The sequence below is a fragment of the Roseibium sp. genome (assembly GCF_051016195.1).
Classification (GTDB): domain Bacteria; phylum Pseudomonadota; class Alphaproteobacteria; order Rhizobiales; family Stappiaceae; genus Roseibium.
Genome location: NZ_CP134616.1, coordinates 6356723 through 6370439 on the forward strand (window position 1 = coordinate 6356723; position 13717 = coordinate 6370439).

Annotated in this window: 10 protein-coding genes; 5 read left to right on the top strand and 5 right to left on the bottom strand. The window is 59.0% G+C overall.

Going from position 1 to position 13717, the window contains the following annotated elements; translation table 11 throughout:
• Positions 1-95: 95 nt before the first annotated feature.
• Entirely contained in the window at positions 96-2855 is a 2760-nt protein-coding gene (locus tag RDA78_RS28825; RefSeq protein WP_434053175.1) for a cation:proton antiporter, read from the top strand.
• Positions 2856-2885: 30 nt separating this feature from the next.
• Here RDA78_RS28825 and RDA78_RS28830 read toward each other — a convergent pair whose 3' ends face one another.
• The 5 genes from RDA78_RS28830 to RDA78_RS28850 all read right to left on the bottom strand — a co-directional run bounded on the left by RDA78_RS28830 (position 2886) and on the right by RDA78_RS28850 (position 8978).
• Entirely contained in the window at positions 2886-3680 is a 795-nt protein-coding gene (locus RDA78_RS28830; RefSeq protein ID WP_434053176.1) for a mechanosensitive ion channel family protein, read from the bottom strand.
• A 130-nt stretch (positions 3681-3810) separates the two neighbouring features.
• Entirely contained in the window at positions 3811-5328 is a 1518-nt protein-coding gene (locus RDA78_RS28835; RefSeq protein ID WP_434053177.1) for an ankyrin repeat domain-containing protein, read from the bottom strand.
• 188 nt (positions 5329-5516) lie between these two features.
• On the bottom strand, positions 5517-6380 hold the full coding sequence (locus tag RDA78_RS28840; RefSeq protein WP_434053178.1) for an SDR family oxidoreductase: 864 nt from the start codon (positions 6378-6380) through the stop codon (positions 5517-5519).
• 56 nt (positions 6381-6436) lie between these two features.
• Positions 6437-7180 (bottom strand): crotonase/enoyl-CoA hydratase family protein, encoded by a 744-nt coding sequence (locus RDA78_RS28845; RefSeq protein ID WP_434053179.1) that lies wholly within the window; start codon positions 7178-7180, stop codon positions 6437-6439.
• A 16-nt stretch (positions 7181-7196) separates the two neighbouring features.
• Positions 7197-8978: an acyl-CoA dehydrogenase gene (locus RDA78_RS28850; RefSeq protein WP_434053180.1), complete on the bottom strand. Its 1782-nt coding sequence runs from the start codon at positions 8976-8978 to the stop codon at positions 7197-7199.
• A gap of 217 nt (positions 8979-9195) precedes the next feature.
• Here RDA78_RS28850 and RDA78_RS28855 point away from each other — a divergent pair, with 217 nt between their 5' ends.
• The 4 genes from RDA78_RS28855 to RDA78_RS28870 all read left to right on the top strand — a co-directional run bounded on the left by RDA78_RS28855 (position 9196) and on the right by RDA78_RS28870 (position 13698).
• Positions 9196-10191 (top strand): L-threonylcarbamoyladenylate synthase, encoded by a 996-nt coding sequence (locus RDA78_RS28855; protein ID WP_434053181.1) that lies wholly within the window; start codon positions 9196-9198, stop codon positions 10189-10191.
• Positions 10192-10782: 591 nt separating this feature from the next.
• A complete protein-coding gene (locus RDA78_RS28860; protein ID WP_434053182.1) occupies positions 10783-11712 on the top strand; it encodes a histone deacetylase family protein in 930 nt (309 codons plus the stop codon).
• A 122-nt stretch (positions 11713-11834) separates the two neighbouring features.
• A complete protein-coding gene (locus RDA78_RS28865) occupies positions 11835-12083 on the top strand; it encodes an exodeoxyribonuclease VII small subunit (protein ID WP_434053183.1) in 249 nt (82 codons plus the stop codon).
• Positions 12084-12678: 595 nt separating this feature from the next.
• Positions 12679-13698, top strand: coding sequence for a helix-turn-helix transcriptional regulator (locus RDA78_RS28870; RefSeq protein ID WP_434053184.1), 1020 nt, complete (start codon positions 12679-12681; stop codon positions 13696-13698).
• Positions 13699-13717: the final 19 nt, after the last annotated feature.

A 13717-nucleotide genomic window follows, 5' to 3' on the forward strand; every position in this document is an offset into this window, starting at 1 on the left:
GTGAATTTGATATCGCCGCAATCACAAGGCACATTGGGATTATGGAAACACCATTGATTACAGGCGCGTTCGCGCTTTTATTGATAACAATCTCATTGCTGCAACCGTTGGCCCGGCGTCTCGGACTCGCACCCAGCGTGCTTCTTGCGATTGTCGGGACCCTGATTGGGATCTCGGCGACATATCTTTTCTACACGAACCATACCAACCGCTTCGACGATTTCGCCGAGATTTTTGCCGATCCGCCTCTGAACTCAGAGATGATCCTTTACATGTTTCTGCCGTTGCTGCTGTTTCAGACAACGATCACGCTCGATATCCGCAGAATACTCGAAGATCTTGTGCCGATCCTGGTGATGGCCGTGCTGGCCGTGTTCGTCGCCACGGGTTTCATAGGATTTGCGCTCTATCCGCTGGCATCGGTTTTCCTGTCACCGGAGATAACGCTGATCGTTTGCCTCCTGCTTGGCGCAATCGTGGCAACGACCGATCCTGTCGCGGTCGTCGCCATCTTCCGCGACATCGGAGCACCCGCACGGCTCGGCCGGATCGTCGAAGGAGAGAGCCTTCTGAACGATGCTGCCGCAATCGTGATCTTCGTCATTCTGCTCGGCGTCCTGACCCAGCACGAGACGATCACGCTCGGCGAAGCGGCCATTGCGTTTGGCAGGTCCTTCATCGGCGGGTTGATCGTGGGCGCGATCCTGGCGCGTGTCGCGGTCAGCCTTTTGAGCCTGATGCGCGATCTGCCCTTGGCGCAGGTCACCCTAAGTCTTGCGCTGCCCTATGGCACTTACGTCCTGAGCGATCAGTTCGCGGATGTCTCGGCCGTTGTCGCCGTCGTGTGCGCGGGCACGATCTTCAATCTCTACGGGCTGTCGCGCATTCAGCCGTCGAACTGGCAGTTCCTGCATTCGGTCTGGGAACAGCTTTCATTCTGGGCCGCCTCGCTGATCTTTCTTCTGTCCGCCATCCTTATCCCAAAGCTGGTGGGCGGGTTCGCGCCCATCGACATCCTGCTGCTTGCCGTCGTGATTGTCGCCGCGCTTGCCGCGCGCGCGCTCGTGATTTTCGGGCTCTTGCCGATGATGAGCCTTTTCGGCGCGGGCCAATCCGTCAGCAACAAGTACAAGACGGTGATCCTGTGGGGCGGCATGCGCGGGGCCGTTACGCTGATCCTGGCGCTCAGCGTATCGGAGCATGCGGTTCTCAACGAGGAAGTGTCCGGGTTCATCACCAAACTTGCGACCGGCTTCGTTCTGTTCACGCTGCTCGTCTACGGAACCAGTCTGAAGCCCCTGATCCGCCTGCTTGGGCTGGACCGCCTGAATGCGAGGGATGAGGCTCTCAGAACCCAGTTCCTTTCGCTCGCCATGCTGGATGTACGCTCGGAGCTCGAGACCGCTGCGCAAAGCTATCACATCGACGAACGGGTCGCCTCGGGCGTCCTGAAGGGCTACGAGGACCGCGCAGCGGTGGCAGCATCGGAAACGAACAAACTTGAAGAACTCTCGGACTGGGACCGCGTCCGCATCGGTCTGATCGCGCTCGCCGACCGGGAGCAGCAGCTTGTTCTCGAGCACTTTCACGAAAAGACAATCTCTGGACGGGCGGTGTCGCGCTTCCTGACGCTGACAGGTCAGATCGGCGACCTGACCCGAAGCGACGGCCGGGCGGGTTACAACAAAGCCACCCGCCAGCCTCTCAAATTCGGTTTCAGCTTCCGGTTTGCGCAAACGCTGCAAAGGCGTCTCAGGATCGCCCGGCCGCTGGCCAATCAACTCGCCGACCGGTTCGAATTTCTGTTGATCTACCGGATCCTCGCCGACGAACTGATCGACTTCAACAACCGGCGCATCCGGCCGCTGCTTGGAGAGCGCGTCGGTGACATTCTCCACGACATGCTGTGCCTGCGGCAGGACGAAACGATCCAGGCGATTGACGCATTGCGCCTCCAGTACCCGGATTACGCGGATTCACTGGAACGCCTGTTTCTGCTCAAGGCGGGTGTGCGGCTGGAGGAAACCGCTTACGACGACGCCAAGGAGCAAATGCTGATCGGTACGGAACTGCACCGGGATCTCCTGCGCGACGTGGAAAGCTCCAGGCGTACCAGTCACACGCGGCCGACATTGGACCTCGGTCTGAAAACACGCGATCTGGTTAGTGCGCATCCGCTGTTCAAGGATCTTCCGGGCAAGCAGCAAAAGGCGATACGCCGGATGATGCGGCCGCAATTCGCCACGCCACGGGAACGGCTTATCCGCCGCGGCGACAGGGGCGACGCGGCCTATTTCATCGCATCCGGTGCCGTCGAAGTGCAGGCTCCAAGCCACACCGTGCGTCTCGGACGCGGAGACGTCTTCGGAGAGATTGCGCTGATGACGGGGGGACGGCGCAGTGCCGATGTCGTTGCGCTCGGATACTGTCAGTTGCTCAGCCTCGGCGCGCATGATTTCAAGTCCCTGATGGATCAGCATCCCGACCTCCGCGAACATGTTGTTGCGCTCGCCGAGATGAGGCAATTGATGAACACAGACAAGGCCGAGCATGAGATAGAAGACCCGGTGGTGCCGCAATTCGCCTCCGAGGATCCTGTGCGGACCCTGGATGAGGCGGATGAAGCGAACAACGGGGAAGAAGCCCTGTCCGCATCAGCCGAAGAACCCGCAGACCATGAAGAACCCGACGAAGAGACGGTCAAGGTCGAAGTCACCGAGGAAATCAAGGTGACCGAAACGATCACTGTCTCGCGGGACCTGGAGCGAACAGACGCCAAGCAGGGGCCGGAACCAACCGACGAGCTTCCAACCGCATCGGACAAAAACACAAAAAAAGAGACCGCCTCGGGCTGAAGCGGTCTCCCGGTTTCAGACTGAAGCTGCTTATCCGGCCTTCTGTATCTCGACCGAATGCGGGTAGGGAATGGAGACACCGCCCGCATCGAAGGCTTCCTTGACTGCCTTGAGCATGTGGAATTTCAGTTCCCAGTAGTCTCCGGCCTCGCACCAGAGGCGAACGCCGAGATCAACGGAACTGTCTCCCAGGTTTGTCACGCGCACCCAGGGCTCCGGGTCCTTGTGAACCCTTTCGTCCGCGTTGGCGACATCCAGGATGATCTGAATGGCCTTGTCGGCATCGTCACCGTAGTCGATGCCGAATGTCAGATCGAGACGGCGCGTATCATGCGCCGAATAGTTGGTCACGACCGCCCCCCAAGCCTGGCCGTTTGGCATGATGATCTGGACATTGTCCGGCGTCACCAGTTCCGTCACGAAGATATTGAGGTCCTTGACCGTGCCCGAGGTTCCGCCGATGTCGACAAACTGGCCGATCTTGTAGGGCCGGAAAATGACCAGCATCACCCCGGCAGCCACGTCACTGAGCGTTCCCTGAAGCGCGAGACCGATGGCCAATGTGCCCGCACCGAGAACTGCAACCAGACTGGTCGCTTCGATGCCGAAGAGCTGGAGGATCGCGATCAGCGTAACCAGCAGGATCAGCCAACGGACGATGGACGCGGCGAAGCCGCCGATCGTGTCATCAATCTGCGGATGACTGACGATCCTGCGCCGCACCAGTCTCGAGACCATGCCCGCCACGATCCAGCCGATGATCAGAACAACGACTGCTTTCACCGCATTGATTATCAGCGGCCCGTAGGCCCCAACCTGATCCATTGCACTTTCCATGCGATCCCCCTTATTGAATACAACCCGACCAAACTGCTCCGACTAAACTCCAGAATTGTGAACGCGTCAAAACAATCAGGCCTTCGACCACAGATTGGTACGGGCGTCTGGTTTTTTGCTAAGCGTGAGTGTCGCGCCAGTCCTCGAGGAACTGCACCATGTCCTCATTCCCGCAACCGGAAATGAAATCGGGGTAAAGCACACTGCCTGCTTCCAGCAACAGGCGCGCACAGGATATGTGGTCGGCTTCCGGACGCCTGGGTGCGAATTCAGACCCGTGAATGACCGTATCGAGGGCGTCACCGCCATAGTCGTTCTTGTGTGTCAGATCCGGCCGCAGTGTGAGAAAATAACGCACTTCTTCAACAAGTCCGTTCCAGCCGGCCACGTGAAGCGGTGGCAGGCCCATGCTGTCGGGCACGTCCGGATCAAGGCCCGCCGTCACAAGCCGCTTCATGTGATCGAGCTTGCCCGGGATGAAGGCGAGGCGGGTCAGGAGGCCCCTGTCCTCCTCGCTCAGACCGTTAAGATCCAGCAATCCGGGCACATCCGCGCCGGAGGCGCATGCCGACAGGATTGCTTCGTTCCGGTCAAGTGCACGCGCAAGCCCCTTCCCTGCCAGATGATCCGCGACCGCAACGTTGCCGTAAATGCAGGCCATTGCATGGGCGGTGTGACCGTCCCACACCGCGTTCGGGTCCGCGCCGAATGTCAGAAGCAACTCGACCACTTCAACGGAACCGCCACGCCGCGCCGCCTGGTGCAAAGACGGGATCGTGTTCATCGGCTGCCCGCTCGGATGATCCGGTACCGTCAGGTTCGGATCCGCTCCCGCCTCAAGGAGCATCCGCACCTTCTTCAGATCGTCGAAATCGAGCGCTCTTGGAAGTGCGTTCGTTCCGTCCGGCTTGGCCCCGTGTTTCAGGAGAAGAGCCAGGGCCCGCGTGTGTCCGAGTTCGGTGCTGTGATAGAGGCTTTCGTCATCATTCGGATTGGCGCCGTGTTCCAGAAGCCATTTGCCCAGTTCGAAATTGTCCGCATGGCACATGGCCCCATAAAGCGCGGACAATTTGTAGTCTCCTTCGGGTTCGGGCGAATAGCCGTCGTCCACATCGGCGCCGCCCGATTTGAGAAGGTCCGCGATTGCGAGCATTTCGCCCGACTTTTCAGGACTGCGATGGATCTCCTGGGAGTAGGCAAGGTGCAGCATCGGTGACCTGATGCCGACCTTGCGCGTCGCCGATGCCGGGTCCGCCTCGATTGCGCGCCGGACGCCGTCCAGATCGTAAAGCGCGGCTTGCAGACCCAGATTGTCGTCTTTCAGATCAGGGTCCTCACTCAGCAGCCGCTCCGTCACCCAGTGCTGACCGAAATAGAGAGCAACCTTCAGCCGCTCGGCCTTCTCTTCCCTGCTCATTGCCCGGCTCTCGATGGCAAATTTCAGTTTCGGCCAACTGTCCTGCCCGGCCTCACGGGCGATCACATGCAGAAAGTCCGCGTGGCGGAGCTGCCTGTCGCCGCTCACGTGAGCGGACACGCGCGCGATCGCGTCCGCATCGCCTGCCGCATGTCTCTTTCGGAGTCTGCGCGCAGCCTTCTTTTGAGCTTCCAGGTCCTGGGGAACGCCGTCCGTCATGGCTTTTCTCCTGTTCAAGCTGCCCGGGTGATCCGCTTTTTTCGGGCGCAGGTGAAAAACCGGCTATGTGCGTTGGGTGTCAGGGTGCTTTCGCTTTCCGCGGATCCGGCTGCCGCCCTCATCGGCCCAGAAAGGCTGCCTGAACGGGCTCGGAATTGCAAGCCCGTTCCGCCACACGCGGATGAGTGTCAGGACTTTGCCGGCCCGAGGTCTGCCGGGGCCGGAACGTCATCGGGGACAAAGAAATCCGGTGCAAGCGACAGGCTCGGGTCGACCCGGTAAGTGTCGAAATCGGTGACGCCCCGGCTTGCGAGGAAAGTGTCATCGATCAGGAACTGCCCGGTAAATTCCTTCGAGGGAGACGTAAAAATCTCATGGGCCGCGTCTGCCAGAATGTCGGGTGTCCGGCTTTGCTGCATCATCTTGTCACCGCCGATGATGTTCTTGATCGCGGCGGTCGCGATGGTTGTTCTCGGCCAAAGCGCATTCACAGCGATCCCCTTGGACCGCAACTCGCCGGCAAGGCCGAGAACAACCAGGCTCATGCCGTATTTCGCTATCGCGTAGGGTGTGAATGGCGCGAACCACTTTTCCTGCATATCGAGCGGTGGCGACAACATGAGAATATGCGGGTTCTCTGCCTGCTTCAGATGTTCGATCGCGTGTTTGCAGCAGGCCAGCGTGCCGCGCGTGTTGATCTGGTGCATCAGGTCGAAGCGCTTCATATCGGTTTGCTGAACCGGTGTCAGCTGGATCGCGCTGGCATTGTTCACCAGGATGTCCAGTCCGCCGAAATGGTCTGCCGTCTTGTCAATCGCAGCTTTCACCGCTTCATCGTCGCGCACGTCCAGAACCAGCGGCAGGGCACGTCCACCGGCCGCCTCGATTTCTTCAGCAGCCGAAAAGATGGTTCCCTCGAGCTTGGGATGCGGTTCCGCCGTCTTCGCGGCGATGGCGATGTTGGCACCATCCCTTGCCGCTCTGAGCGCGATTGCCTTGCCGATGCCGCGTGAGGCACCCGTGACGAACAGTGTTTTGCCCTTCAGGGACATGCTTGTTTCCTCCGGAAATCTGCCGTTGTGAACGTGGTCGGTGCGCGAGCGCCCGCTCAGGCCTTCTTCTTGGTCATGAATGCCTGGAATGCCGCGATGGTCTCAGGCGCGGTCAGGCGGCCGGCGAAGATGCTGATCTCTTCCTCCACACGCTCCGACAATGCGCCGGTGTCCCCCTTCAGAAGTTTTCTTGACAGGGCCATGGCCTCAGGCGGTTTTGCCGCGATCTGCCTGGCGCAGGCAAGCGCGGCGTCATCGACATTCTCCTCGACAATCTCGTTCACCAGTCCCAGCCGCTCCGCCTTTTCCGCAGACAGCGGATTGCCCAGACAGAGAAGTTCGAAAGCGCGGGCGTGTCCCATCAACTGCGGGCCGAGCAAACTCGAACCGGCCTCGGGCACGAGCCCCAGGTCGACGAACGGGGAGCGGATAAACGCGCGCGGACTGGCGAAGACCATGTCGCAATGCATCAGCAGGGTCGTGCCGACACCGATGGCGAGTCCATCGATCGACGCAACCAATGGCTTTTCCGTTCGAACCAGTGCTCGAAGGAACCGGACCACCGGTGTTTCGGAGATCGCCACCTTGCCGGCATATTGAAGGAAATCGCCAATGTCATTGCCTGCTGTGAACACCTCTGGCTGCCCGCAAATCAGATGGCAACGGATGTTGGAGTTTTCGTTTCCCGCTTCCAGGGCGTCGGCGAAATCCGTGTACATGGCGCCCGTCAGGGCATTCTTTTTTTCCGGCCGATCAAGGCGCAGGATCTGAACACCTTCGTCCAGGCTTTTGCGGATCATTCGTCAATCTCCGTTCTCAGGATGCAAGCGCTTCGGGGTCGAAGGCATTGATGGCGTCCGCGGACAGAGTGATGTCCGATTTCAGTCCACTGGTCTCGCCGAGGACCGTTTCGCAGAAACTGCGCGCGAGCAAAGTCCGCTCCGCCTGCCGTTCCGCTGTATCATCGTTGGACCTGAGCGCACCTCTGGCAAGCAGGGCTCCACCCAGGGTGAGACCGGCGGCCCGCAGATAGGGCGTTGCGCCGGCAAGCGCATCCGCCATGCGTCCATCGGCGAGGGCCGCAAGCATGTAGCCCGTCGCCTCCTCAAGGTCCTGAACGCTCTCGCCCAATCGTGCTGCGGTTGCCCCGAATTCCGGCCGGTTGGAGGCGGCAACGTCGCCCGCGACCGCTTTCAGTTCGGCAATGAACCCCTTGATATGCTCGCCGCCCGCAAGCGGCAATTTCCGAATCACCAGGTCAATGGACTGAATCCCATTGGTGCCTTCGTAGATCGGCGCAATGCGGGCATCGCGCAGATGCTGTGCCGCACCGGTTTCCTCGATATATCCCATACCGCCGTGGATCTGGACACCGAGCGAGGCGACCTCGACGCCGAAGTCGGTCGACAGCGCCTTTGCGATCGGTGTCAGCAGGCTGGCACGGTCGTTCCAGAACGTCCTGCCGTCCTCGCTCTCGCTGACATTGCCCATGTCGATGGCGTGTGCACAGGCATAACAGATCGCGCGGGCGACCTGCGTTTTGGACTTCATCGTCAGCAACATGCGCTTGATGTCCGGGTGGCGCGCAATCGGGCTCATGCCCTCGCCGCTGTCACCCGGAGCCTTGCCCTGTTTTCTCTCAAGCGCATAGAGCAGCGCCTGCTGGTAAGCTCTTTCCGCGACACCCAGGCCCTGAATGCCAACGGCAAGGCGGGCATTGTTCATCATCGTGAACATGCAGGCGAGACCCTTGTTCTCCTCGCCCACGAGCCAGCCCTTCGCGCCGCCCTCGTCGCCATAGACCATCGTGCAGGTCGGCGATCCGTGAATGCCGAGTTTGTGTTCCACACCGGCAACCCGGACATCGTTGCGCTTTCCAAGAGAGCCGTCTTCATTGACCAGGAACTTGGGCACGAGGAACATGGAAATGCCACGCGTGCCCTCAGGTGCGTCCGGCAAGCGCGCCAGTACCATGTGAATGATGTTGTCGGTCAGGTCGTGATCGCCGTAGGTGATGTAGATCTTCTGGCCGAAAATCCTGTAAGTGCCGTCGTCGTTTCGCTCCGCTTTGGCCCGGAGCGCATTGAGGTCCGACCCCGCCTGCGGTTCGGTCAGGTTCATGGTTCCCATCCACTCGCCCGAAACAAGCTTCTCCAGATATCTGGTCTTCAGATCATCCGATGCATGTTTTTCCATCGCCTCGACCGCGCCGATTGTCAGCGTGGGCCCGATGGCAAAGGCCATCGACCCGGAATTCCACATCTCCATTGCAGCCGCAGAAAGCATCTGTGGCAGACCCTGGCCACCGGACTCCACATCTGCGGACAGGCCGTTCCAGCCACCCTCGATCCAGGCGTGGTAAGCCTCGCGCCAACCGGGAGGTGTGCTGACTTTGCCGTCCGTCAAGGGTGTGCCGTGCTTGTCCGCGACCGCATTCAGAGGCGCAATCTCTTCAGCTGCAAAACGGCCGGCTTCGTTGACGATCGCGTCGACCAGATCGTCTCCCAGTTCGGCATGCCGCGGGTTTTGCTGCAGGTCGCGAAGACCACACACGTTCTTCAGTGTAAAGGAAATCTCATCGACGGGTGCGCGATACATTCAGGTCCTCCCCAGAACCATCCGGCTTTTTTTGACGCAAGGCGGTCTGTGTTTTCTTCGTTCGACGCTTGACGGATGCAGTGCTTATCCGCAAAAGGCGCATGAAACATCTCGGGACTGGACAATAGACCAGTTGACGTTAACGTCAACCCGTGTCGCTACGGCAGGTCCAGCACATTCCGCACACCGGGCCGCTCAAACGGGCAAGTTGAACTGAATGCAGCTCTGGACCGTCAATTTGAACACGCCTGACTGGCAGAATGCTCCGGAAGCGCCTGGCGTCTGCGCTGCGCTGAGTGCGGGCGGGCTCGTCGCCGTTCCGACAGAGACGGTCTACGGGCTGGCTGCCGACGCCACCAATGGCAAGGCCTGTGCGAAGATTTTCGAAGCAAAGGGCCGACCGCAATTCAACCCGCTGATCTCACACGTTCCAAGCCTGGAAGAGGCGCGTGTGCACGGCCGGTTCGACGCGCTTGCGCTGCGACTGGCCGAAGCGTTCTGGCCAGGACCGCTGACCCTCGTCGTGCCGAAGAACGAAGCCTCGCCGATTTCGGATATGGCGACAGCGGGGCTCACGACGGTGGCCCTGCGCGTGCCCGCCGGTCCCGTGATGCGGTTTCTTGCCGAAAGAACGGGCAGGCCCCTTGCTGCCCCCAGCGCCAACCTGTCCGGAAAGATCAGCCCAACTCTCGCAAAGGACGTGATTGATGATCTTGGGGCCGCCCTGAGCTTCGTTGTTGATGCCGGCCCGTGCACTGTCGGGATCGAATCGACCATCGTCGGGATCGTGGACGGAACCCCCAGGCTCCTGCGTCCCGGAGGCATTTCGCGGGAGGACATAGAAGATGTCCTGGGCACGAAACTGCTGGCAGCTTCACCCGACATGCGCCCCGATGCCCCTGCTGCTCCGGGCATGTTTGCCTCCCATTACGCCCCGAACGCATCCCTGACGCTGAATGCGCAGGAGGTCGGACCGGAAGACGCCCTGCTTTCGTTCGGCCCCGAACCGATCCCCGGCGCAGAACACGCCCAAGCGGAATTCAACCTGAGCCCGGATGGCGACCTGGCCGAAGCAGCGGCCAGTCTGTTTCAGGGACTGCGCACACTCGATGCGAGTGGTGCCGGCATCATCAGAGCGCAGTTTATCCCCAGCTTTGGGCTCGGCGAGGCAATCAACGACCGGCTGAAGCGGGCTGCTGCACCTCGTCCATGATATCGATAACCAAACGTGGTTCCAGCGAGCGGCGCGTCTGTTCCCCGGCGGGGCGTGATGCAATTTTCAGCTGCATCAAAAAAAGGCATATATTTCCTGCGCTTCCCGGCTGTGATCAGGACCACAAGTTGAATGCGGCGGCCTCAAAGACAAGGCCGGACGCAGACAAGTTTCCAATATAGCAGATAAACGAAGATCAGGTTTACAACCGCAATACACGCAAGAAATGAAGCCGGGAATTTACGAGTCCAGCTGGCTGTTTCGACAGTTATCAACACCGGCCCTTCGCCGATTACGGTAAAAAAACTCGCATTCCCTTACGAGAATCACGTAACCTTGTTTTCACAATTGAGATGCAGCGGACCTCCCCTCGGGCATTGCGGTGCTCGCACCTTTGAACAGGCCGGCAAAGTAGCCGGCCTTCTTTTTTGTTTCCCCCTTCCCGGCTTTGCCACCCAAGCGTCACTTGCTTCATGCGACCTATCATCAATTGACAGCACCGTTCGGGACCTTTCTGATGGGTTTAGGGTACGGACCCTAGAGTCAGGGCCCTAGATCAATCCAAAAACAATACTTTCCGGAAACGCTCCTTTGTCTACGCTCCTCTTGAACCATCCCTGTTATCTCGATCACCTTACCCCGCTCGGACACCCCGAAAGGCCCGACCGGATCAGAGCGATCGACAGGATACTGGAACACGAGAAGTTTCAGGCGGTTGAGCGAGATATCGCGCCCATGGGCACGGTTGAGGATATCGCGCGCGCCCATCCGATGGGATATGTCGACCAACTGCATCGCCTGGCTCCGGATGAGGGTGTTGCGCGCGTGGACGCGGACACGACCATGTCACCGGGAACCTGGGAAGCGGCGCTCAGAGGGGTTGGAGGCGCGTGCCGCGCTGTCGACGAGGTGCTTTCCAAGAAAGTCAGCAACGCCTTTTCAGCATCGCGGCCTCCCGGACACCACGCGGAAAAAGAACGGGCCATGGGCTTCTGTTTTTTCAACAACGTTGCGATCGCGGCCAGATACGCCCAGGAGAAACACGGGATCGACCGCGTCGCGATCGTCGATTTCGACGTCCATCACGGCAATGGTACTCAGGACATTTTCTGGGACGACGGCAGCGTGATGTACTGCTCGACACACCAGATGCCGCTTTATCCCGGTTCCGGGGCCGCGTCCGAGACGGGTGAGAAGAATACGATCGTGAATGTTCCCCTCGCACCCGGTGAAGACGGTCCTGCATTCAAAGAGGCTTTCGAAGTTGCCGTTTTGCCGCGTCTCGACGACTTCGCCCCGGAACTGGTCATCATATCGGCCGGATTCGATGCCCATGCACGCGATCCGCTCGGAGGCCTCAACCTGGTTGAGGCGGACTTCGCCTGGGCAACGCGCGTGCTCATGGATATTGCCGACAAGCACAGCAACGGACACGTCATCTCGGTTCTCGAAGGCGGTTACGATCTTGAGGGGCTGGCGCGCTCGACAGCGGCCCATGTCATGACCCTGATGACAGGCTGACAGCCGAGACCCAAAAAAAATCGACGGGGATCATGGGGGGCAATGACACATTCCCGGCTTGACCTTTGCACTCAGTGCCGCAACCTTCCAGATACCGACCTGCTTCAAGAGGAACCGCACCGATGAGTGACGCTTCAAAAGACATTTCCGAATTGACTTTCGAAGATGCGCTCAAGCAACTGGAAACGATTGTGCGCGAGCTCGAACAAGGCAACGTACCGCTTGAACGCAGCATCGAGATGTATGAACGCGGAGACGCATTGCGCAAACGATGCGATACCTTGCTGAAATCCGCCGAAGCAAAGGTCGAGAAAATACAGCTCGGACAGGACGGCAACGCACGCGGCACGACCGAGCTGGACCCGCAGTAACACCAGGGTACAGCCCCACAAATGAAGCCGACTTGGCGGCAGGAATGACTGTATCTCGCTGCGTCACCGCGCTTGACCGGGCGAAAAGCCCGCTTGTCGCGCTTTTCCTTGCATCTCATCGCCGTTTGCTGCGCCAATTCAGCCAAATGAATGGGTCCTGACCCTAGTGCGGTGAATTTGAAGTTCGTTCGAAGACCGCTGCAAAATGAGTCGAACTTCAGATTCAGGTGACTGGGGGCAGGACCCATAAATGAAGCCTCTCGCGCCATGCCGCGCGTGCAAAAGGCGCTTCTATTGCCATTTTTCACCGAAATTGGTAGTAATATTTACAAGTATAATAAATCTTTATGTAATATTTAGTTGACGCTTTTGGACAATGCCACGACTAAGCAAAACAGATGAAGCAGATCTACTTTTACGAGTACTGGAATGCGCAATACAATCCAATGGATGGGCGTCGATACTGGACTCGATTGACTTAAAGCTGAACTGCATTTCCTTCCTATGCGAATTCGAAAAGGACGGAGCCCCGACCAGGACGTTCGATGGCGGCCGGTCGTCGGGCAAATTGAGGGACATGTTGTTCTCGGAGCCAGTGCAACACGCCGACGAGGCCTTCAGGTTTCTTCTCACCGAAGCAGAACTTCGCTACCCTTATTGCAAGACAACGCTGCGAAAAGGCGACTTCGGCGGCAACAATCCCGTCGGACACTCCGAGCCAGGAACCAATGGCCGACACGACTTCACCAGAAAAACGGATGCCTCCGGTCTCATAGACACTGATGCCGAACCGGCAGAAACCGCGGGTTTGATCTCGCCCCTGATGCGAGGCGACAGATCGACAATCCTGTTTGGCTGCCTTTTCAAGGAGCACACGACAGAAACCATTGATGTCGAAGTTGCGCACGAGACCTTTCGAACACTCACGCGCCTCCTGACGCCAGGTATTGACGCATACTTCAAGACCGAACATCAGAAGACGAAGAACCGGATCCAGGACGTGCTTCTTATGGCGACGGCCTGTCCGTCGGTCCTGATGTCAGAAGACAAGATCCTGCTCGGCCAGGCGGCTTCAGGTTTCGAGAAACTTCTGGCAACGGGAAGCGTGAGGTTCAATGCACCGCGTTTCGAGTTCAAGAACAAGAAATTGGAAGCCGGGTTACAAGACGTTCTGGACGCGTTTCGAAACGCCGACACCTTCGCTTCCTCCCGCGAACGGAGCGAGTCGGCAAAAAGCCCCCCGGGGATCGACCATTCCGTTTTTCTGGAAGACGGCAACGGAAGATTGAAGCGCATCACGATCAATGCCGTTCCGGCCACGGGCGTCAGTGAAGACAGTGGGAGCGCATTGTGGATCGTGCTCAAGATTTACGAAGCATCAAACGTCCCGGAAACTGTGGAGACTGTCCTGCAGGAACGCTTTGAGCTGTCGCATTCCGAGGCCCACCTTGCGCGTCACCTGACAATGAGTGGGTCGATGAACGATACAGTCCAGGAGCTCGGGATTACCAGAAACACGGCAAAGACCCATTTGCGGCGCATATTCGAAAAGACCGGCGTGAATACGCAACTCCAGCTCGCAAGGCTCGTTCACGGTATCTCGAGCCTATTCTGAAATTCGAAATTGATTTGAG